This is a genomic window from Spongiactinospora sp. 9N601, from assembly GCF_044326295.1.
GTDB classification, from domain to species: Bacteria; Actinomycetota; Actinomycetes; order Streptosporangiales; family Streptosporangiaceae; genus Spongiactinospora; species Spongiactinospora gelatinilytica.
The window spans coordinates 242954-265034 of sequence record NZ_JBIRBB010000012.1 but is presented as its reverse complement, the minus strand read 5'-3'; the positions used below and the strand labels follow the sequence as shown (position 1 = coordinate 265034).

Annotated in this window: 16 protein-coding genes; 11 read left to right on the top strand and 5 right to left on the bottom strand. The window is 71.2% G+C overall.

Annotation, left to right across the window (positions count from 1 at the left end; genetic code table 11):
• Window position 1: 1 nt before the first annotated feature.
• Complete coding sequence (locus tag ACH34R_RS28365) at window positions 2-811, top strand: sugar phosphate isomerase/epimerase family protein (RefSeq protein WP_397564576.1); 810 nt, start codon at window positions 2-4, stop codon at window positions 809-811.
• A 45-nt stretch (window positions 812-856) separates the two neighbouring features.
• On the top strand, window positions 857-2260 hold the full coding sequence (locus tag ACH34R_RS28360) for an amylo-alpha-1,6-glucosidase (protein WP_397564575.1): 1404 nt from the start codon (window positions 857-859) through the stop codon (window positions 2258-2260).
• Here ACH34R_RS28360 and ACH34R_RS28355 read toward each other — a convergent pair.
• Entirely contained in the window at window positions 2150-3241 is a 1092-nt protein-coding gene (locus tag ACH34R_RS28355; RefSeq protein WP_397564574.1) for a zinc-binding dehydrogenase, read from the bottom strand. The two genes, ACH34R_RS28360 and ACH34R_RS28355, sit on opposite strands and share 111 nt — an antisense overlap.
• Window positions 3234-4205 carry a Gfo/Idh/MocA family protein gene (locus ACH34R_RS28350; RefSeq protein ID WP_397564573.1) on the bottom strand — a complete coding sequence of 324 codons (972 nt, stop codon included), beginning with the start codon at window positions 4203-4205 and terminating at the stop codon, window positions 3234-3236. The genes ACH34R_RS28355 and ACH34R_RS28350 overlap by 8 nt, the downstream gene beginning before the upstream one ends.
• A gap of 161 nt (window positions 4206-4366) precedes the next feature.
• On the opposite strand from ACH34R_RS28350, the gene ACH34R_RS28345 reads away from it, so the two are divergent.
• From ACH34R_RS28345 to ACH34R_RS28335, 3 genes are read left to right on the top strand one after another with little or no spacing between them, the layout of a single operon-like run.
• A complete protein-coding gene (locus ACH34R_RS28345; RefSeq protein ID WP_111166438.1) occupies window positions 4367-5323 on the top strand; it encodes a glucosyl-3-phosphoglycerate synthase in 957 nt (318 codons plus the stop codon).
• 14 nt (window positions 5324-5337) lie between these two features.
• Window positions 5338-6468 carry a glycosyltransferase gene (locus ACH34R_RS28340; RefSeq protein ID WP_397564620.1) on the top strand — a complete coding sequence of 377 codons (1131 nt, stop codon included), beginning with the start codon at window positions 5338-5340 and terminating at the stop codon, window positions 6466-6468.
• A gap of 47 nt (window positions 6469-6515) precedes the next feature.
• Window positions 6516-8201: an alpha/beta hydrolase gene (locus ACH34R_RS28335; RefSeq protein WP_397564572.1), complete on the top strand. Its 1686-nt coding sequence runs from the start codon at window positions 6516-6518 to the stop codon at window positions 8199-8201.
• On the opposite strand, the gene ACH34R_RS28330 is transcribed toward ACH34R_RS28335, so the two are convergent.
• Together ACH34R_RS28330 and ACH34R_RS28325 are read right to left on the bottom strand one after the other, a co-directional pair.
• Complete coding sequence (locus ACH34R_RS28330; protein WP_397564571.1) at window positions 8185-8406, bottom strand: DUF397 domain-containing protein; 222 nt, start codon at window positions 8404-8406, stop codon at window positions 8185-8187. The two genes, ACH34R_RS28335 and ACH34R_RS28330, sit on opposite strands and share 17 nt — an antisense overlap.
• Window positions 8407-8460: 54 nt before the next feature.
• Window positions 8461-9312, bottom strand: a complete 852-nt coding sequence (locus tag ACH34R_RS28325; protein ID WP_397564570.1) for a helix-turn-helix domain-containing protein — start codon at window positions 9310-9312, stop codon at window positions 8461-8463.
• Between the two features lie 376 nt (window positions 9313-9688).
• On the opposite strand from ACH34R_RS28325, the gene ACH34R_RS28320 reads away from it, so the two are divergent.
• The 5 genes from ACH34R_RS28320 (at window position 9689) to ACH34R_RS28300 (ending at window position 17789) form a co-directional block, all read left to right on the top strand.
• A complete protein-coding gene (locus tag ACH34R_RS28320) occupies window positions 9689-10015 on the top strand; it encodes a hypothetical protein (RefSeq protein WP_397564569.1) in 327 nt (108 codons plus the stop codon).
• A 170-nt stretch (window positions 10016-10185) separates the two neighbouring features.
• The gene (gene glgX, locus ACH34R_RS28315) at window positions 10186-12303 is read left to right on the top strand and encodes a glycogen debranching protein GlgX (RefSeq protein ID WP_397564568.1); all 2118 of its coding nucleotides are present in this window, start codon (window positions 10186-10188) and stop codon (window positions 12301-12303) included.
• Entirely contained in the window at window positions 12296-14518 is a 2223-nt protein-coding gene (gene treY, locus ACH34R_RS28310; protein WP_397564567.1) for a malto-oligosyltrehalose synthase, read from the top strand. Before glgX ends, treY begins: the two co-directional genes overlap by 8 nt.
• Window positions 14508-16244: a malto-oligosyltrehalose trehalohydrolase gene (gene treZ / locus ACH34R_RS28305; protein WP_397564566.1), complete on the top strand. Its 1737-nt coding sequence runs from the start codon at window positions 14508-14510 to the stop codon at window positions 16242-16244. The genes treY and treZ overlap by 11 nt, the downstream gene beginning before the upstream one ends.
• A 150-nt stretch (window positions 16245-16394) precedes the next feature.
• The gene (locus ACH34R_RS28300; RefSeq protein WP_397564565.1) at window positions 16395-17789 is read left to right on the top strand and encodes a sugar porter family MFS transporter; all 1395 of its coding nucleotides are present in this window, start codon (window positions 16395-16397) and stop codon (window positions 17787-17789) included.
• Between the two features lie 309 nt (window positions 17790-18098).
• Here the strand turns inward: ACH34R_RS28300 and ACH34R_RS28295 are convergent, their stop codons facing one another.
• Entirely contained in the window at window positions 18099-18749 is a 651-nt protein-coding gene (locus ACH34R_RS28295) for a PadR family transcriptional regulator (protein ID WP_397564564.1), read from the bottom strand.
• Window positions 18750-21308: 2559 nt separating this feature from the next.
• On the opposite strand from ACH34R_RS28295, the gene ACH34R_RS28290 reads away from it, so the two are divergent.
• Window positions 21309-21662 carry a hypothetical protein gene (locus ACH34R_RS28290; RefSeq protein ID WP_397564563.1) on the top strand — a complete coding sequence of 118 codons (354 nt, stop codon included), beginning with the start codon at window positions 21309-21311 and terminating at the stop codon, window positions 21660-21662.
• Window positions 21663-22081: the final 419 nt, after the last annotated feature.

Here is a 22081-nt window from a genome sequence, read left to right as displayed (position 1 = left end):
TATGACAGCGAAAACCATGCGGATCACCTGCCAGGAGCAGCTCCTTCCCGGCCGCTCCTTGCAGGAGAAGTTCGACTTCGCGACCGCTGCCGGGTTCGACGGCATTGAGCTGCGCGGCAAGGGCGGGCGGCATTTCGAGTCCCGGCTGCCCGAGCTGACGCGGGCCAAGGCCGACGGCGTGGTGATGCCGACGGTCTGTGTGGACATGCCCCACTTCATCGGCGACTTCTCGGCCGAGCTGCGCCGCGACGCGATCGACCAGTTGCGGTCGCAGCTCTCGGTGATCGCCGAGCTGGGCGGCCTCGGAGTGATGACGCCCGCCTCGTGGGGGCGGTTCTCGCTGCGGCTGCCGCCGTTCGAGCCGCCGCGCCCACCCGCTGAAGACCGGGCGGTGCTGCTCGACGCGCTGACCGAGCTGGGCGAGCACGCGGGCGCGCTGAACGTGCTGATCATGCTGGAACCGCTCAACCGCTACGAGAACCACATGGTCAACACCCTCGCCCAGGCCGTCGAGCTGTGCCGGGCGACCGGGCTCGGCTCGGTCCGGGCGGTCGGCGACACCTACCACATGAACATCGAGGAGGACGACCCCTGCTCGGCGCTCGCCGAAGCCGCTCCCTACCTCGCGCACATGCAGGTCAGCGAGTCCAACCGGCACCAGCCGGGCACCGGCCACCTGGACTGGGCGGCCCACCTGGCCACGCTCGACGCGGTCGGCTACCACGGCGACCTCGCCCTGGAGTGCCGGCTGCGCGGCGAGCCGGAGACGGCGCTCCCGCAGACGGCCGCGTTCCTCAGAAAGTTCCTGTGATCCCCGTCCTCCCCCGGTGACCCCTAGGAAGCCATGATTCCCCCGGTGCAAGCACCTGCCCGCCCCACGACCATCGCCGAGCCCTCGGCCGAAGAGGCCGGAATACGCCGCGGCGCGATCCGCGTCCTGCTGGCCAACTGGACCGGCGCCTACACCGTGCCCTCCCGCAGGCTCTACCCCCACCAGTGGAGCTGGGACTCGGCGTTCATCGCGATCGGCGCCGCCCGCTGGTCGCCGCGCCGGGCCCGCACCGAGCTGATGACCCTGTTCGGCGGGCAGTGGCGCGACGGCCGGGTGCCGCACATCGTGTTCAACCCGGCGGTGCCCGAAGACGCCTACTTCCCCGGCCCGGCCTTCTGGCAGGCCACCGCGCCTTCCGGAGCGCGCACCTCGGGCATCGTGCAGCCCCCCGTGCACGCGCTGGCCGCCTGGCGGGTGCACCTGGCCGACCCGGACCGCGCCTTCCTCTACCGGATCTACCCCAGGCTGGAGGCCCAGCACCGGTTTCTGCGCACGTCCCGGCGGATGTCGGGGTCGGAGCTGGTGTCGATCGTGCACCCGTGGGAGTCCGGGATGGACAACAGCCCCGTATGGGACGCTCCGCTGGCGAAGGTCCCCGCTCCGCCCATGCGGGAGCGCCGCCGCGACCTCGCGCACGTCGCCGCGGGCGAGCGGCCCACCGACCGCGACTACGCCCGCTACACCGCCATCGCCGCCGCCTACCGTGACGCCGGCTACACCGGCCGCACCGGCTTCGTGGTGGAAGACCCGCTGTTCAACGCCCTGTACGGCGCGGCGGAGTCAGCGCTCGCGCGGATCGCGGCCGTGGTGGACGCCGACCCCGCCCCGCACCTGCGCAGGGCCGAAGAGATCACCCAGGCCATGCTGGAGCGGCTGTGGGACCCTTCGGGCGGCATCTTCCGCGCCCGAGACGCGCGCACCGGCGAAATGCTGCCCGAGGACAGCGTGGCCGGGCTGGTCCCGCTGATCCTGCCCGGCCTGCCCGCCGACGTCGCCGACCGGCTGGTGGCCACCGCCGTGGCCCGGTTCGGCCTGAAGGACGGCACGCTGCTGCCGAGCTACCCGCCGGGCGGGGCCGCCTTCGAGCCCGCCCGCTACTGGCGCGGCCCGAGCTGGCTGAACACGAGCTGGCTGGTGCTCGAAGGGCTGCGCGCCGCCGACCCCGGGCTCGCCCACAGGCTGGGCGCGCAGATGCTGCGGGCGGTGCGCGAGGCCGGGTTTCGCGAATACTTCAACCCGTTCACCGGCGAGGGGCACGGCTGCGGCGACTTCGGCTGGTCCGCCGCGCTGGCCCTCGACGTGCTCGCCGACCCCGCGCTACGCGCTCAGTACCGCCTGGACCGCGTGCCTGCGCCGCTCGGCCAGCTCGACCAGCAGCGCGGGGGCGTCGTCGAAGGCGGCGACCTCGGTGATCAGGTGCTCGCGTAGCGCCGATCCGCGCGCGCGGAGCAGGCCGATGGTCTCGGCGGACAGCCGTTCGCGGTCCCACAGGTGCGCCATGCCGCGCGGCACCCGGCCGATCTGCGCGCAGCGGATGCCCAGCCCGTTGTGATGAAACTCCTCGCCGAGCCGTACCTGCTCCGCGCCGTCGGTGTAGAAGGCCAGGTCGATGACGGTCCCCTGGGGGCGCAGCAGGCGCAGCGCCAGGGCCAGCGCGCCCGGCCGGCCACGGCACTGGAAGACCACGTCGGCCCCGCGGTCGCCGGGGCCGTGCCGCCAGCGCTGCTTGACCGTCAGCGGCGCGTCCGCCGCCTCGGGGTCCAGCGCCCGCGCGCCGAGCGCCTCGGCGGCCCGCCGCCGCGACGGCGTGCCGTCGACGACGATCACCTCGGCCGCGCCGTGCTCCAGCGCGAACGCCGTGACCAGCAGCCCGACCACGCCCGCGCCGGTGACGGCCACCCGCCGCCCGCGCACCCCGTCGCCGAGCTGCCCCGCGGCCGGGCCGTAGACGTCGTGGGCCGCGTGCAGCAGCCCGTTGGCGCAGATCGGGCCCATGTGGGCGACCCAGATGCCGAGCATCGGGTCGATCTCGCCGGGTAGCTCGACGAACCGCTCGCTCATCGGATCGGCCACGTGCACCGTGCGGTGGCCGTACGTCATGGCGACCACCGCGCCCTCCGACACGGCGGCGGTGCGGCTCTCGGTGACCCGGCCCACCTGCATGTAGCCGATCCCGGTGACCGGGTACTCGATGGCCGGCTCACCGTCGGTGAACAGGCCCAGCCCGCCGTCCCAGGAGGTGCGCAGGTAGGGGTTGGTGCCCTTGAGGTAGGTCAGTTCGGTGCCCGCGGAGATCCCGCTGTAGAGGGTCTCCACCCGGAACCGGCCGTCGGCCACGTCCGGCACGGCCTCGGTCACGATCTCCGCGCGGCCCGCCGCCGGGATGCGGAGCACCCGTCCCTCACCCATCGCCGTCCTCCAATGCGACCGGCCGGCCGAGCCCGGCCGAGGAGGTGAGCGCGCAGGCCAGCCGGTGGGTGCGCAGCGCCTCCTGGTACGGCGCGCGCACGTCGTCGCCGGTCCCGCGCACCGCGTCCACGAAGGCCCGGTCCACCCGGGTGCGGGCATGGCCCGGGTCGCGCTCCACCCGCCTGCCCTCCGAGGTGTGCGTCACCAGCTCGTCCTCGCCGAGGTCCAGCGCGATGCCGTCGGCCTGCACCTCCAGCCCCGCCCGGTGCTTCCAGCCGAGCAGGCAACTGGTGGCCAGCAGCCCGGCCGCGCCGTTGCGGAAGCGCAGCACGGCCGCCGTGGCCCGATCGACGTCGCCCTCCTGCCCATCTGTGGCGGCCGAGGGCACCGCGTGCACCTCGCCGACCTCGCCGACCAGCGTCCGCGCCAGGTCAAGGACATGGATCGCCTGTTCGAGCACCTGGCCGCCGGACATCGCGCGGTGCGGCCACCAGCCCACCGGGGGGATCTTGTCCAGCCAGTGGGCGAGGGCCAGCCGTACCGGACGGCCGTCCAGCAGGGCGCGGGCCCGGTCCAGGACGTCCAGGTAGCGCCAGTGGTGGCCGACCGCGGTCGGCACGCCCCGCCGGGCCGCCTCGGCGGCTATCTTCTCGGCGGTGGCGGCGTCCAGCGCAAGCGGCTTCTCCACGAACAGCGGCAGGCCGAGGGAGAGCGCGTCCAGTTCGGGAGTGCCATGGGCGAACGGCGGGACGCAGACGTACACCGCGTCCAGCGAATCCGCCGCGAGCAACGCCTCATGCCCGGAATATGCGGGCACCCCATATTCGCCAGCGAGTACTCGTGCTTTATCAAGCACTGTGTCGGCGATTCCGGCGATTTCCACGTCCGGGAACGACGACAGCACCGCGGCGTGGCGCGCGGCCACGTTTCCCGCGCCCACGATGCCGATCCGTATGCGATTCACGACGATGGACTGCCACCAGCACATCCGCTCAAACCGGCGATGTGATGTTCATTCACCTCAGATCAGGGCAGTCAGTGTCGCACCCAACGTTCCACCGATCGGGGAAGGCGATGGACCATGAGGTACCGGTGTACCCGCGGGTAGACCTGCGGGGCGGCGCGATGGACGCGTACGCCAAGGTGCGGCGCTGGGCTCGGCGGCGCACCAGCAGGGCGACCGACTGGCCCCTCGACCGGCTCGTGGCGGCCAAGGGAACGCGCGGGGTGAGCGTCATCCTGCCCGCCAAGGACGAGGCGGCGACGGTCGGCGGGATCGTCTCGGCGATCCGCACCGGCCTGCCCGCGCTGGTCGATGAGATCCTGGTCGTCGACTCGCGCTCGGCCGACGCCACCGCCAGGGTCGCGGCGGAGGCGGGCGCCAGGGTCGTCCACCAGGACGCCGTGCTCCCGCACCTTCCCGCGCTGCCCGGCAAGGGCGACGCACTGTGGAAGGGACTCGCCGCCGCAGGTGGTGACTTCGTCGTGTTCGTCGACGCGGACCTGCGCAACTTCGGCCCGCACTTCGTCAGCGGCCTGCTCGGCCCGCTGCTCACCACCGAGGAGATCGGGTTCGTCAAGGCGCTCTACGAGCGCCCGCACATCACCGAGGACGGCGTCACGCACCCCGGCGAGGGCGGCCGGGTCACCGAACTGGTGGCCCGGCCCTTGCTCAACCTTTACTGGCCGGAGCTGTCCGGCTTCGTCCAGCCGCTCGGCGGCGAGTACGCCGGCCGGCGGGACGTGCTGGAACGGGTCCCCTTCGTCAGCGGCTACGGAGTCGAACTGGGCCTGCTCATCGACCTGCTCGGGATCATCGGGCTGGACGGCATGGCACAGGTCGACCTCGGCGACCGCGTACACGCCCACCAGTCCACGGCCGCGCTCGGCCGGATGGCCGGGCAGATCCTGCTGACCGCGTGGTCCCGCCTGGACCGGCAGGGGCGGATCGTCTCATCCGAACCTCTGAACCCCTACCTGCTCCAGTACGAGCGGGGACGACCACGGGTCAGCGACGTCAGTGTCGCGGAACGGCCACCGCTCGCCTCGGTGGCCAGGCAGAAAGCGGGGCGGCAAGGATGAACCTCACCGTGTTGATGAACAGCGGGCCGTGGCTGGCCGTGCCGCCCGCCGGGTACGGCGGGATCGAGAACGTGGTCGCCACCCTGGTCCCCGAACTCCGCAGCCGGGGCGTGCGCGTGGTGCTCGCCGCGGTCGGCGACAGCACCCTTGAGGTGGACGAACGGGTGGAGGTCTACCCGGCGGGGCGGTTCCCTCTGTTGCAACGGCCCTACAACCAGGTCATGGGCGTGCCGCACGCCCACCTGGCCAAGGTGGTGGCCGAACTGCGCCGCCGCCACGACATCGACCTCGTCCACGACCACGTGGAGGTCGTCGGCCCCGCCGTACTGTCCGCGCTCGGCGACGAGGGGCCGCCCGTGCTGCACACCCTGCACTGGGACCTCGCCAAACACCCGCACTTCTACGGGGCCTTCCCCGGCGACCGGATCCGCACCAACGGGGTGTCCCGCTCGCAGTTGGACCGGGCCCCCGCCGCGCTGCGCGACTCCGCCCTCGGCTTCGTCCACCTCGCCACCCCGCTCGCCGGGTGCGCCCCGGTGGCGGGCAAGGAGGACCATCTGGTGGTCATGGGCCGGATCTGCCATCTGAAGGGCCAGCACGTCGCCGCCCGGCTGTGCCAGAAGCTCGGCATCCCGCTGGTGCTCGCCGGTCCGGTGGGGCCGCTGGACGATCCCGACGAACTGGCCGCCGTGCTGGACGACCCGGACGACCCCCACCACGCCAACCCCGACGTGCGCTACTACGCGGGCAGCGTGGCCCGTTACGTGGACGGCGACATGGTCCGCTGGGTCGGCTCGGTGACCGGCGAGGAGCGCGACCGGCTGTACGCGTCGGCGCGCGCCGCGCTGTTCCCGCTCCAGTGGGACGAACCGGGCGGCACGGCGGTCGTGGAGGCGCTGGCCCTCGGCGTCCCGGTGGCCGGGCTGCGCAGGGGCGTACTGCCCGAGATCGTCGAGCACGGGCGTACCGGGCTGCTCGCCGACACCGAGGAGGAACTCGCCGAACTTCTCGGCAGGATCGGCGAGATCGACCCGGAGGAGTGCAGGTCGGTGGCGCGCGAGCGGTTCACGCCGGGCGCGATGGCCGAGCGGTATCTGGAGCTTTACCACGAGGTCACCTCAACACGGCGGCGTGACAGGAGTTAGTGTTTCCGGCTGGTGAGGAAGTCGGTCTTTCCAGCGGGAGATCATTGTTGGCAGAACAGGTGGGGCGTCGCTCAGAGGACCGGGAGGGCGAGCCGGAAGGTGCCCGCCGGGCCTCTCGGGTGATCCGGCGCGAACTGGGCATGGGCGGCACGCTCGTGGCCGTCGCCTTCCTGTGCGCCTCGCTGTCGCCGTCGCTGCTGCCCCGCCCCTGGACGTTGCAGGGCGTGGTCGCCGGGCTCGCGGCGGTCCTCGGCTACGGCCTCGGCAGCGCGATCTCCGCGGTGCTGCGCCGGGTCTTCGGGCTCATCCCGAGCCCGCGCGCCCGGCGCGTCGCCTGGTGGCTGCTGGTGGCCGGCGGCGCGGTGGTGGCCCTGTCGGTGCTGTGGTTCAGCGCCGACTGGCAGCGCGAGATCCGGCTCAGCGTCGGCATGGACCCGAACATCGTGTGGTTCATCCCGCTGATCGCGCTGGTCGCCCTGGCCACCTTCACGGCGCTGCTCGCCCTGGCCCGCGCGGTACGGCTGGGCACCCGCAAGCTGATCGCGCTGCTCGGCCGCTTCGTGCCCGCGCTGGTCGCCAAGGTCGCGGGCCTGGCCGTCGCCGGGTTCCTGGTCTCGGTGTTCGCCAACGACGTGCTGTTCGCCGGGTTCGTCGAGGTGATGAACAACACCTCCTCGCTGGCCAACGGCTCCACCAGCCCGGGCATCCACGCGCCCGCCTCCAGCAGGCTGTCCGGCGGTCCCGGCTCGCTGGTGTCGTGGGGATCGCTCGGCCGCACCGGCCGCGACCTCATCGGCACCACACCCACCAAGCAGCAGCTCAGCACCTTCGCCGGGCGGCCCGCCAAGGAGCCGATCCGGGTCTACGTCGGGCTGGACTCCGCGCCCACCATGGCCGAGCAGGCCCGCCTGGCCGTACGCGAGCTGGAGCGGACCGGCGCCTTCGACCGCGCGGTGCTGGCCGTGATGGGCACCACCGGCAGCGGGTGGGTCGACTCCGACGGGGCCGACTCGCTGGAGTACATGTACGCGGGCGACACCGCCATGGTCGCCATGCAGTACTCCTACCTGCCGAGCTGGCTGTCGTTCGTGGTGGACCAGGCCAAGGCCGCCGAGGCGGGGCGGGCGCTGGTCTCGGCGGTGGAGGCCAGGCTGGCCACGCTGCCCGCCGGCGGCAGGCCCCGGCTGGTGGCGTTCGGCGAGAGCCTGGGGTCGTATTTCGTCGAGCAGGGGTTCGGCGGCGACCTCGACGACCTGCTCACCGCCACCGACGGGGTGCTGCTCGCCGGGCCGCCGAACGCCAATCCGATCTGGCGCTCGGTCGTGGCCCGGCGCGACCCTGGCAGCCCCGAGTGGCGACCGCTCTACCAGGGGGGCAAGCAGGTGGCGTTCGGGCAGACCCCGCACGACCTGGCCGACGCCGGCCGGCCCGGCCTGGTCTACCTGCAGAACGCGTCCGATCCGGTGGTGTGGTGGAACCCGTCACTGATCTGGCGCAAGCCGGCCTGGCTGGCCGAGCCGAGCGGTCCCGACGTCGCCCCGGCCATGCGGTGGTATCCGGTCGTGACGTTCTGGCAGGTCGTGGTGGATCTCACCATCGCCCTGGGAGTGCCCGACGGGCACGGCCACCGCTACGGCCCCAACCTGGTGAACGGCTGGGCCGCGGTCGCCGCCCCGGAGGGCTGGACCCCCGCCGACACCGACCGGCTCCGCACGATCATCCAGTACCGATAGGTGATTCGCCGCCCTTCACCCGGTCGATCCATGAGTGCCACTCGGCCCGGGTGAACTCCAGCACCGGCCCCGCCTCGTGCTTGCCGTCCCGGACCGCGACGCCGCCGCCCGGCAGCACCGCGACCTGCACGCAGTTGCCGCCGTTGCACCGGGAGGAGATCCTCCACCGCAGACCGGAATGCCGGTCATCACCCGGATTTTCCATCGACTCTCCTTGCCATTGGCCGAGTTACGTGCCGGGCGCGCCGGCCGGTCGCCATCACTCCGCGTACGATCTGCTGATCTCCGCGATCCGGGCCGTCGACCTCGCCGGATCGAGCCCCGCCGCGCGGAGGCTTTCCAGGGCCTCCCGATAGATCTCGATCTCGGTGGGCTTTTCGAGATAGATCAGCCCCATGAGACCTTCGACGAAGACGGTGTCGGGCACCGCCGGATCGGAAAGCTGGAGGAAGGTGAACGCGTTGTCCAGCCCCATGTGCGCGCCCACGCTGAACGGCACGACCTGGACCACCACGTGCGGCAGCTCCGCCAGCTCCACGACGCGCGCGAGCTGGGCCCGCATCACGCCGGGGCCGCCGATGTGCCGGTGCAGGACCGATTCGTCCAGCACCGTCCAGTAACGCGGCGGCGACTCGCGGAACAGCAGCTCCTGCCGTTTGAGCCGGGTCTCGACCCGCTCCTGAAGGACGTCGGGCCGGATGCGGGGGAGCACGCCCTTGATCACGGCCCGCGCGTAGTCCTCCGTCTGGAACAGGCCGGGCACCAGGCAGGTCTCGTAGACGGTGATCGAGGTGGCCGCCTCTTCCAGGCCGATGAAGCCGCGCACGTCGGGGTCGTCGTACTGCTGCCACCAGCCCGGTTGCTTGGCCTCCTGGGCCATCGTCATCAGGGTCTGGGTCTCGGTGGCGTCGCCCGCGGCGTAGATGGCGGCGAGGTCGCGTACGTCGCGCAGGCTCGCCGCGCGCTGGGCGGTCTCGATGCGGCTGATCTTGGCGGGAGAGCAGAGCAGCTTCTGGGCCACCTCGTCGATGCTGAGGCCCGACTCCTTGCGGAGCTCGCGCAGGCGGGCGGCGAGCTGGCGGCGCCGGAGGGTGGGATTGGCTGCGGCCATCGGCGCTCACCTCATCACGATGCCGCGGGGACCTGGCGGAATCGGTCGTCCGCGGGCGGCCTGCCCCCGCCTGCGAAGCGATCCTGACTGCCAACGATAGCCCGGTATGGCAGGCACGATAGGTGACCGCCACAGGTACATTCCTGTGGCAATTGCCAGAGGCATGTCGTCTTTGGCAACGAATCGGCGTAAAAGGAGAGTAGGTCTCCTGCCGGGATTCTGCAAGATCGAAAGGAGGTCCGGGAGCGAGGGGGCCGGGGGGTCCGCCCCGGTCCCGCTGCCGCCGATCCACGAAAGCCGGGCCGGTGCGGTGGTCATCGGGCCGGCTTCCCGATGAATCGGAAATTTCTAGCCAAAAGGTAGATGACGGGGATTCATGCTTGTTGAGAATTACCACTGGAGAAGCGGTCCTTGGGCGCTCGCCTGCCGGCGGGTGCTGATGTGGGCCTATGCCCTGGGCGCGGAGGTGTTCGGCGAGGTCGACTCCTTCGCGTTCGTCGTCGGGTGGGAGACCGCCCGCCCGGCGCCGTTCGCGCGCGCGTACCGCGATCCCCGCTTCCGGGCGTTCACCGTCTGCCCCGGATGCGCAGGAAGCGGCGAGGCGCGCACCGGCACCGCCGTACGGCCGGCGACGCCGGCGCCGAAGTGCCGCGGCTGTGGGGGCCATGGCCGGGTGAAGCGGCGGGGCATCCGTTCTGTCTGAGGTCGGCAAATAAAGCATGAAATAGCGGGATTATGAGGAGTTTGATGTATTGGGGGGATTCTCGTCCCTACTCCTCCGGCCCGGATCCCGCTCTCTTCTCCCAAGCCGCCCGGCCACGCATGGCCGTACCCGTAAATGGGCATAACCCCTCACCGCTGAAGGGCGGTGCGATGACGGAGATATGGCCGGGTGACCCCTACCCGCTCGGCGCGACCTACGACGGCGCGGGCACCAACTTCGCCCTCTACTCGGAGATGGCGGAGAAAGTGGAGCTGTGCCTGTTCGACGACGCGGGAAAGGAGACCCGCGTCCGGCTGACCGAGGTCGAAGGCTTCGTCTACCACGGCTACCTCCCCGGCATCGGCCCCGGGCAGCGCTACGGCTACCGCGTCCACGGGCCCTACGAACCCCGCCAGGGCCGCCGCTGCAACCCCAGGAAGCTGCTGCTCGACCCCTACGCCAAGGCCATCGAGGGCGAGGTGACCTGGAACGAGGCGGTGTACGGCTACCGCTTCGGCGCCCACGACAGCCGCAACGACGCCGACTCCGCCCCCTACGTCCCCCGCTCGGTCGTGATCAACCCGTTCTTCGGCTGGGGCCACGACCGGCCGCCCGCCACGCCGTACCACGACACCGTGATCTACGAGGCGCACGTGCGCGGCCTCACCATCAGGCACCCCAAGATCCCGCCGCGCATCCGCGGCACCTACGCCGCGCTCGGCCACCCCGAGATCATCGACCACCTGAGCGGCCTCGGCGTCACCGCGCTCGAACTCATGCCGGTGCACCAGTTCGTGACCGACCAGGCGCTGGCCGACCGGGGGCTGACCAACTACTGGGGCTACAACACGATCGGCTTCTTCGCCCCGCACAACGCCTACTCCTCCACCGGCCGCCGGGGGGAACAGGTGCTGGAGTTCAAGGCGATGGTCAAGGCTCTGCACGAGGCGGACATCGAGGTCATCCTCGACGTGGTCTACAACCACACGGCGGAGGGCAACCACCTCGGGCCGACGCTGAGCATGCGCGGCATCGACAACGTCGGCTACTACCGGCTGGTGGAAGACGACCCGCGCTACTACCTGGACACCACCGGCACCGGCAACAGCATGCTGATGCGCTCCCCGCACGTCCTCCAGCTCATCATGGACTCGCTGCGCTACTGGGTCATCGAGATGCACGTGGACGGCTTCCGCTTCGACCTCGCCGCCACCCTGGCCCGCGAGCTGCACGAGGTGGACCGCCTGTCGGCGTTCTTCGACCTGGTCCAGCAGGACCCGGTGCTGTCCCAGGTCAAGCTGATCGCCGAGCCGTGGGACGTCGGGCCGGGCGGCTACCAGGTGGGCAACTTCCCGCCCAGATGGACCGAATGGAACGGCCGCTACCGCGACACCATCCGCGACCTGTGGCGGGGCCAGCCGGCCGCGCTGCCGGAGTTCGCCTCCCGGCTGACCGGGTCGAGCGACCTCTACCAGCTCGACACCCGCCGCCCGGCCGCCTCGATCAACTTCGTCACCTGCCACGACGGGTTCACCCTGCGCGACCTGGTCTCCTACGACCACAAGCACAACGAGGCCAACGGCGAGGGCAACCGCGACGGCACCGACGACAACCGCTCCTGGAACTGCGGCGTGGAGGGCCCCGCCTCGCTGACCGTGGAGGCGCTGCGCGAGCAGCAGAAACGCAACTTCCTCACCACGCTGTTCCTGTCCCAGGGGGTGCCGATGCTCTCCCACGGCGATGAGCTGGGCCGCACCCAGCGGGGCAACAACAACGCCTACTGCCAGGACGACGAGCTGTCCTGGGTCGACTGGTCGGACGTGCGGGAGAACTGGCTGCTGCTGGAGTTCACCAAGAGCCTGGCGGGGCTGCGGCGCGCGCACCCGGTCTTCCGGCGCAGGCGGTTCTTCTACGGCCGCCCGGTGCGGGGGTCGGACGACGGGCCCGGCGAGGGCCTGAGCGACATCGTCTGGCTCACCCCGGCGGGGGAGAAGATGACCGGCGCCGACTGGAACGAGGGCGAGGCCCGCTCGCTCGCCGTCTTCCTGAACGGCGACGCCATCACCGAGCCCGACCGCAGGGGCCGCCGGATCTCCGACGACTCCTTCCTGCTCATGTTCAACGCCCACCACGAGGTCATCAAGTTCACGATTCCGAAGGACTACGGCGAGATGTGGCTGACCGAGATCGACACCGCGATGCCGATCACCTTGGACACCCGGGCCTGCCGGGCCGGTGAGGACGTGGCCGTGACCGGCCGTTCGGTGCGGGTGCTGCGGCGTGTCTGAGACCCCCTCCGCGCCCGTGTCCACCTACCGCGTCCAGCTCACGCCCGAGCACGGGTTCGCCGAGGTCGCCGCGCTGGCGCCGTACCTGGCCGGGCTGGGGGTGAGTCACGTCTACCTGTCGCCGGTCCTGCAGTCGGTGCCCGCGTCCCTGCACGGCTACGACGTGACCGACCACTCGCGGGTCCGCGCGGAGTTCGGCGGCCTCGCCGGGTTCCGCGCCATGGCGGGCGCGCTGGCCGCGCACGGTCTGGGTGTCGTGCTGGACATCGTGCCCAACCACATGACCGTGCCGGTGCCCGAATCGGGCAACGCCCAGCTGTGGTCGGTGCTGCGGGAGGGCGCGGCGTCGCCGTACGCTGCGTGGTTCGACATCGACTGGGGCGAGGACGGGCGGATGACCATGCCGGTGCTCGGCCCCGGCGCGGAGGACGACCCGCCGCGCCCGCAGGGCGGGGTGCTGCGCTACCACGACCACGAGTTCCCGCTGCCCGCCGACCACTACCGGCTCGGCTACTACTGGGAGGGGCCGGGCTACCGGCGGTTCTTCGACGTCTCCTCGCTGATCGCGCTGCGCGTGGAGGACGAGGAGGTGTTCGAGGCCACCCACCGGGTGATCCTTTCCCTGGTCGGGGAGGGGCTGGTGGACGGCCTGCGGGTCGACCACCCCGACGGCCTGACCGACCCGCGCGGCTACCTGACCCGGCTGCGCGAGCGGTCCGGCGGGGTGTGGACGGTGGCGGAGAAGATCCTCGTGGGCGAGGAGCGGCTGCCCGCCGGCTGGGCCTGCGACGGCACGACCGGCTACGACGCGCTCAACCGGATCACCGGCCTGTTCGTCGATCCGGAGGGCGGCGAACCGCTCGTGGCGGAGTTCGCCCGGCGTACCGGGGTCTCCCGTGACTACGCCGCCGTGGTCTACCAGGCCAAGCGCGAGGTGCTCGACCTGTTCTTCACCACCGAGGTGGACCGCCTGGTCGCCGCCCTGGGCGGCCCGCACCTGCGGGCCGCCGCGGTCGAGCTGCTGGCGGCGATGCCCGTCTACCGCGCCTACGTGGTGCCCGGCGAGCCGCCGTCCGCGCAGGCCGTCCGCCTGGTGGAGGACGCCGGCCGGGTGGCCGCCGCCCGCCTCGGCGACGAGGCCGCGGTCGCCGAGGTCGTCAAGCGGGTCCTGTACGGCACGCCGGAGGCCGTGGTGCGCTTCCAGCAGACCACCGGCCCGGTCATGGCCAAGGGCGTGGAGGACACCGCCCTGTACCGCTGGTACCCGCTCGCCTGCCTCAACGAGGTCGGCGGCGAGCCCGGCGAGTTCGGCGGCTCGGTCGAGGAGTTCCATGACTACTGCGCCGCGCTCCCGCCGGGCACGATGACCACGCTGTCCACCCATGACACCAAGCGCAGCGAGGACGTGCGGGCCCGGCTGGCGGTGCTGTCGGAGATCCCTGACGAGTGGGCGCGGGCGGTGGACGACTGGTCCTCGCGGGTGGCCTTCGACCCGGCGCTGGACTACCTGGCCTGGCAGAACCTCATGGCCGCCTGGCCGATCGACCCGGCGCGGTTCGCCGCGTACCTGCACAAGGCGGCAAGGGAGGCCAAGACCGCCATCTCCTGGGTGCGCCCCGACCCTGTCTACGAGCACGGCCTGGACGACTTCGCCGCCCGCGCGGTGGCCGAGTGCGGCGACTCGGTGGCCGCGTTCGCCCGGCGGATCGAACCGCACGCCATGGCCAACTCGCTCGGCCAGAAGATCGTCCAGTTGATGATGCCGGGGGTCCCCGACGTCTACCAGGGCAACGAGGTCACCGACTTCTCCCTGGTGGACCCGGACAACCGGCGCCCGGTGCGGTACCCGTGCGTGCCGCACGGCGAGTGGGACGCGGCCAAGCTGCTGCTCACCAGGTCCGCCCTCGGGCTGCGGCGGCGGATGGGCGGCGGCCTGCCGTACGCGCCGCTTCGGGCGCAGGGGCCCGCGGCCGGCCACGCCGTCGCCTTCGCCCGCGGCAGGCGGTCGGCGCCCGTGGCGGTGGCGGTGGCCACGCGCCTGCCGGTGGGCCTGTCCCGGCGCGGCGGCTGGGGCGGCACCTGGCTCCCGCTGCCCGCCGGTCGCTGGCGCGACCTGCTCACCGGCCACCTCCACACCGGCCGCGTCCCGCTGGCCCACCTGCTGTCCAGGTACCCCGTCGCACTGCTGGAAAGGGAAGTCATCGATGCGCAATGACGGCTGGACCTTCGAGGTTTGGGCCCCCCGGGCCGACAGCGTGGAAGCGGAGATCGGCGGCACCCGCCATCGAATGCGCCGGACCGGCGAGCGGGGCTGGTGGTCGGCCACCGTCCCCGGAGCCGGCCACGGCACCGACTACGCGTTCATCGTGGACGGTGACGGGCCCTACCCCGACCCCATGTCCCGGCGGCAGCCCGAGGGCGTCTTCGGCCCCAGCCGGGTCTACGACCACGACAGGTTCACCTGGAGCGACCACGACTGGCGTGGCCGCGACCTGCGCGGCGCGGTCATCTACGAGATGCACGTCGGCACCTTCACGGTGGGCGGCACCTTCGCCGAGGCCGTCCGGCGGCTCGACCACCTGGTCGAGCTGGGCGTCGACTTCGTCGAACTGCTCCCGGTCCCGCCGGTCCCCGGCCGGCACAACTGGGGCTACGACGGGGTCGATCTGTGGGCGGTGACCGAAAACTACGGCGGCCCCGACGGGCTGAAGATCTTCGTGGACGCCTGCCACCGGGCCGGGATCGGCGTGATCCTCGACGTCGTCTACAACCACCTGGGCCCGTCGGGGAACTTCCTGCAACCGTTCGGCCCGTACTTCCACGAGTCGCTGGGGAGCTTCTGGGGCAAGGCCGTCAACCTGGACGGGCCGGGGTCGGACGAGGTCCGCCGCTACATCATCGGCAACGCGCTGTCCTGGCTGCGGGACTTCCACATCGACGGCCTGCGGCTGGACGCCGTCCACGCGCTGCACGACAAGCGGGCCGTCCACCTGCTGGAGGAACTGACCGTCGAGGCCGACCTGCTGGCCGTCTCGCTCGGCAGGCCGCTGCTGCTGATCGCCGAGTCCGACCTGAACGACCCACGCCTGGTCACCCCCCGCGACGCCGGCGGATACGGCCTGGACGCGGTCTGGGACGACGACGTACACCACGCCCTGCACGCGGCGCTGACCGGCGAACGGCACGGCTACTACGGCGACTTCGGGTCGATGGCCGTGCTGGCCAAGACGCTCACCTCGGCGTACCTGCACGACGGCACCTACTCCAGCTTCAGAGGGCGTGGCCACGGCCGCCCGGCCTGGCACATCCCCGGCTACCGGTTCGTGGCGGCCTTACAGAACCACGACCAGATCGGCAACCGCGCGGAGGGTGACCGGCTGCCGGGTGAGCTGCTGCGGGTGGGCGCCGGGCTGCTGCTGACCTCGCCGTTCACCCCCATGCTGTTCATGGGGGAGGAGTGGGGGGCGCGTACGCCGTTCCTGTTCTTCACCGACCACGTGGAGCCCGAACTCGCCGAGGGCGAGGCGGAACGGCGGCGGCGGGAGTTCGTCGACCACGGCTACGACGACTGGGCGGCGAAGGCCCCCGACCCCCAGGACGAGACCACCTTCCTGCGCTCCAAACTCGACTGGAGCGAGCTGGAGCACGACTCCCACCGCTCCCTGCTCAACTGGTACCGCGACCTGATCGCGCTGCGCAGGGCCCTGCCGGAGCTGACCGACCCGCGGCTGCGCGAGGTCGCCGTCGACTTCGACGAGGACGCCCGCTGGCTGGTCGTCCGCCGCGGCACGCTGCGCGTGGCCGCCAACCTGGGCGCCGACCCGGTGGACCTGCCGCTGCCGCACTCCCGTGTCCTGCTGGCCTCTGACGAGGACATCACCCACGACTTCGCGCGCGTCACGCTTCCCGCCATGAGTCTCGCCATCCTGAAAGCCCCCTGACGGCGGTTCCGCCCGGGGAGAGCGTCGTACAGGGATGCGGGCGCGCGGTCCGGGGTAGACCCGGAGAAGTCCCCCTGACATGGACGGTCATGGCGGGGGAGGACGGCACGTGCGGCGACGAGCGCTCAAGGTGTGGCCGGGGAGCGGGCGGTGACGCACGGGTTCCCGGCGCGGCCGGTCACACACGAGCACGGAGACCACGACGTCCCGCCGCACGCGCGGCGGCGGCTGACCACCTGGGCGGCGTTCGCCGCGCTGGGCGGGTTCCTGTTCGGCTACGACACCGGGGTCGTCTCCGGGGCCCTGCTGTTCATCAGGGAGGATTTCCGGCTCGGCCCCTTCCAGCAGGGCAGCGTGGTCAGCATCCTGCTGCTGGGGGCCATGGCCGGCGCGCTCGCGGCGGGCCGGCTCGCCGATCGGTACGGCAGGCGGCCCGCCCTCATCGTGATCGCCGTCGTCTACACCATCGGGCTGCTGCTCGCCGCGCTGTCGCCCGGCTACCCGCTGCTGCTGATGGCCCGCCTGGTGCTCGGCCTCGGCGTCGGCGGCGCGTCGGCGATCGTGCCGGTCTACCTCTCCGAGATCGCCCCCACCCGGATACGCGGCCTGCTGGTGTCGCTCAACCAGCTCCTGGTCACCATCGGCATCCTGGTCTCCTACTGCGTCGATCTGGCGCTGGCCGGCACCGCCAACTGGCGCGGCATGTTCGCCGTCGGGCTGATCTTCTCGGTGGCGATGCTCCTCGGGGTGCTCACCGTGCCGGAGACACCGGCCTGGCTGGAGCGCAACGGCCGGCACGACCGGGCCAGGCGGGTACTCGCCTCGCTCCACCCGCCGCACGCCGTGGACGACATCCTGCGCGGCTACACCAGGTCGCGCGAGGAACAGGGCGGCAAGCAGACCTGGCGGCGGCTGTTCGCCTCCTCGGCCAGGCCGGCGCTGGTCATCGGGCTGACACTGGCCGCGCTGCAACAGCTGGCCGGGATCAACACGATCATCTACTACGCGCCGAGCATCATGGAGAAGACGGGGCTCAACGCGTCCAACTCGCTGGTCTACGCGATCATGATCGGCGCGATCAACGTGGTGCTGACCGCGGTCGTGCTGCCCGTCGTGGACCGGCTCGGCCGCCGCCCGCTGCTGATCATCTCGCTGACCGTGATGGCCGCCGCGACCGTGCCGCTCGGCCTGTCGTTCACGCCCTTCGCGGGGGACGCCTCCAGCGCGCTGGCGCTGGGCTCGATGCTGGTCTACATCGCGGCGTTCGCGGCGGGCCTGGGGCCGGTCTTCTGGCTGCTCAACTCGGAGATCTACCCGCCGTTCGCCAGGGCGCAGGCGGCGGGGCTGGCCACGATGGTCAACTGGCTGGCCAACTTCGTCGTCGGCCTGACCTTCCTGCCGCTGGCGGCGGCGATCGGGCAGGCACTGACATTCTGGATATTCGGGGTCATCTGCGTGCTGGCCCTGGTCTTCGTGATCCGCTCGGTACCGGAGACCAAGGGCCGGTCGTTCCGGCAGATCGACGAGGAGCTACAGCACAGGTGATCGCCTGCCGTGGATTTGGCGGCGGTTCGGTCGGCGGCCTCGCTCGCGGAGCCGTGCGCGTCCATTGCCCGGCATCCAGGGCCGGGGAACATGGTGGGGGCCTCGCAGCCCAGGGGCGGATGGACCACTGGGCGCGGCTACCCGCGGGCCGTTCGCCGCGGGGGCAACCTTCCTCTTCCACCGTCTCCCGCGATCACCACCTAGTACCGGCTCGCCCCTCACCTGGAGTACGCCGGGAAACGCGCCGGCAACACCGGCTGCTGGAGGCGGTTGCCGTCCGGTCCGGTCAGGCGTTGGCCCGGCCGTGGCTCAGCCAGGTTGTCGCCCAGCGCGATAGGTTCGGTCGGGTTCCTGCCGGGTCCTCTTGGGAACCGGCCTGAGCAGCTCCTGCGGCACGCTGATGTGGTCTGGGTGCCGGAGCGACTTCGCCAGGCGGGCGACGAAACGCCGTTCGGCGTTGAGCAGCGTGAGACGGTACTCCTCCTCCGCGAGGAGCGCCCAGGCGACACCGTGATCGACGGCGTCCTTGACGTGGGCGCGCACCTCGTCAGCCTCCGTCGCCAGGGCCTCCGACCGGCGGTCGAGCAGCCCGGCCGCCTCGGCCGGATCCAGCGCGCCGAGCAGGGACAGGGCGACGCCGAACTGCGGATACTCCGCGCGGGGGAGAGCGACCGATTCGTGCATCCAGTCACGCAACTCGGCGCGGCCCTCGTCGGTGATCGCGTAGACGGTACGTTCGGGGCGCTGGGTGTCGCGTACGGTCTCCCGTTCGGTGACGAACCCGGCCTTACGGAGCTGTTCGACCACCATGTAGAGCGAGCCGCGGTTGTACCTGATGTGGCGGCTCTTGCCGCTCTCCATCAACCGCCTGCCCAACTCGTAAGGGTGCATCGGCTCCTTGAGCAGTCCGGCGAGCACGGCCAGTGCCAGCGGATTGGCGACTTTGCGGCGCTTTGCCACTGCTTCTCCTCAGGGCCGATTAGTCAGGATCGACTATATCGAGCGGGATGACGGCCGGTTGTCCACAGAACGCGGTTCGGCGGCGCGGGAGCGGGCCGTTTCCGTGAATGCTTGCGGCATCGGTGCCATAAGGCGCCGCACCCCAAGCTCGTTGCAAGGAGGACACCAATGAAGATCACGTTTCCGCTGCCGGCCGAGATGAGGTCGGTCTTCGTGGTCGCGGCGGCCCGCGTTCCGCGCACCCTCGAACCGATGCTGCCGTGGCGGATGCGCCGGCCCTACAGGAGGGGCGTGCTGGAGTCCCTGGGCACCCGCCGCCTCTCGATCTCCACCTGGCGGGCGGCGGCGTCACCCTGGCGCGAGCTGAAAGACCGGTTCATCGGCGGCGAAGAGTACGCACGACTGCGCCGCGCCCGCCGCCACGTCGTCATCTCCAGCCTCGCCCCGGCCACCGCCCAACCGGCCGCGGCCCAAACCGCCAGAGCCGCGGCCCGCGCGGTCGCGAGCATGTGCGACGGCCTTATCATCGACCCGCTCACCGCCTCGTCCGTCTTCCACTGCGACGACTGCCCAGGCGAACGCCCATCCTTCACCCTCACCGACGACTGGCTCACCTGGGGCCCCGCCGGCCCTTTATGCCCCTGCCACCTGCCGGATGACCGCCATCCCCACGAACACGCAGGACGCGCCTCAAAGGATCGCCCGGCCCCCTCTCAGGGCCTTGCCCTGTCGCCCGCCCGCCAGCCCCATCCACCTGACGACCGGCGTCCTCCTATGCGGGCTACTGAGGCCGCTGGCCTATTGACCGTACGACGGTCGCGGCCCCCGGATGACCCGCCGGGCGATGAACCGCTCCCTCCACCAGATGCCCTGGCTGCACCGCATCTCGGTATGGCGCACTTGCCTGGCGATCAGGGAACTGGGTCATCAGGCGATCCTGGGCGTCGTATGTCTGGTGACCGGGGCTCCCACGGGCAGCCTGGTGGATTTGGTGAGGGGGTCGATGTCGGTCGATCTCGCTCATCCGGCGATGAAGGAACCGGCGTGTTCGGCGGTCGGGAGTCCCATCTGGCGTACGACGAGACTGCGTACTCACCCATGGGTCCGTATAGCCGACCATCGCTTGATCGGCGATCGCGGCCTCCCGGTGATCAGGGGCTCGGCGTCGGGCGGTCTCAGTTGCCCGGCGATCGGCGGCCCGGTCTGGTGTACGACGAGGCTGCGTGCTCGCCTGGTGGTCCGTATACCAGCCTGTCAGGCGATCAGCGACCTGGCGATCAGGGTTCTTCCCCGCCTGGTGATTCGGAGTTTCGGATGTTTGGTGATCGGGGCGCTCTTTCGCTGGATGGCCGGCAGCATGGCGCGTTTGATCAGGGGTTCGACGTTGGGCGGTCTCAGCCGCCCGGCGATCGGGAGTTCCGTCTGGCGTCTGGTGACTGGGGCTCCCATTCACCAGATGGACGGCAGCCTCGTGCGCTCGATGAGGGGGGCGGTGTTGGGCGGTCTCAGCCGTGTGGTGATGGGGGAACGGGGGTGTTCGGCGCTCGGGGGCCCCATCTGGCGTACGACGAGGCTGCGTACTCACCTGCTGATCCGTACAGCAGCCCGTCAGGCGACCAGCGATCACCGTCGCTTGCTGATCAGGGATCTACCCGGCCGGGCGATGGATGGCCTACTTCGCCAAGTGTCCAGCGTTCCCATTCGCTGGATGACCCGTATCCCTGTGGCGCGTGGCCTCCTGGCGATCTGGGGCGCCATTCGCCTGGGCAGCCGACTGGTGGTGAGGGGGCAACGGGCGTGTCCGGAGATCGAGGGTCGCGCCGGGTGTCTGACCAGGCTGCGTACGCACCAGTTGATCCCTACACCATCCCGTCGGGCGATCAGCGATCGCAGTCATCTGTTGATCACGGATCTTTCATACCTGGCGCGGGGCCCTGCCCGTCAAGTGACCAGGGGATGCACCTGCTTGGCCGGGACATCCGTGTCCCGGCTGATCAGCCTTCCGGCTCGCAGGGTGATCGAGGGTTCCGGCTAGCGCATGATCAGGATTCGGTCTCGCCTCGCGACCCGAATGACCGACCACCAGGCGATCATGGACCCCTGTCGTCAGGTGGTGCGCGTTCTTTCTCGGGGAGAGACCGGTGCTCGTGGGATGATCGCGAGCCCGAAGCACCAGGTGACCAACGTCCTAGTGCCTCTGCTGACGAGCATCCTCGCCTACAACGTGATCAGCTTCTCTGGCCGTTGGACGGGCAGGGGGCCGACCGTCCCGGCGATAGGGACTCTCAGCCACATGCGGCCCCCAGGACTGGCCTGTTCAATGATCAGGTGTCGGGACCGCCGGGTGACCGGCATTCCGATAGGTCAGGTGACCAGGGGCTCAGTCGATCGGTCGATCAGAGATCCCATGCAGGTGCCGATCGGCGTTTCCACCCGTACGGCGATCGGCGATCCAGCCTGGTCGGCGTTCAGCAGGCCCGTCCCACCGACCATCCGAATGCCAGGGCCACAACTCATCAACGGTCCAGCCCGCCGAGTGATCGGCCGCCCTGTCCACATGTGGTCAGCAGGGGGCTGCGGAGGTTCGGGCTGCCGGAGATCGTCACCCGCGTCTCGCCTTGCGGCCATGGCCTGTGCACGGCCGGCTTTGTCCGCGCTGTGGCCGAGTCGCTGCTCACCTCCCATTTCGACTGGCTCGCCTCTCACCCGATCGCCATGAGCCGCACCATCGATGACCGTCTGTTCATCGAAGACATGGACATCCGGCTCGGCTGGCTGGAGCCCGTCGTCACCTCCGGTCTGGGGAAGGCCCCGGCCGGATGCCTGGAGGTCAGCGTGGCTCCCTCGGCCGGGCTGTGCGTGATGACCGAGTCCACGGCTCTCTTCGCCTCCAGAGCGCGTTATGGCACCTGACCGGCCCCGCCAGCGCCTTTGCAGGCCCCGGCAAGCATGGTCCATACGGTGCGTGCCGCCCTCAGCGCGCCCGCCGCCGGGGGTGAGACCGCGTTCCGCCGTGCCGGACGGGGGAGGGGAGGTCGCGCAACGCAAGGGCTTCGGCCGTGGTGAGACCTTCGCGGGCCGCCGCTCGGAGACGGGCACGGACCTGAGCGCTCGTGTGAGGGCGGTACGCCGGCACCCGCCCGCAACCGCAAGGCTCGAAACCCTCGTACCGCAGGCCGGCTCCCAATACGGCGGTCACTGCCGCCCACCGGCGCAGATCGCCCCTACGCGGGGCGGCGAAATCGTGACCCGCGTAGATCATCGGCTCGCGGCATTGGGCGCAGGGATGCACCCTGCCATCCCGTGGGAGCTTTTGGGACCGGCGGCACTCG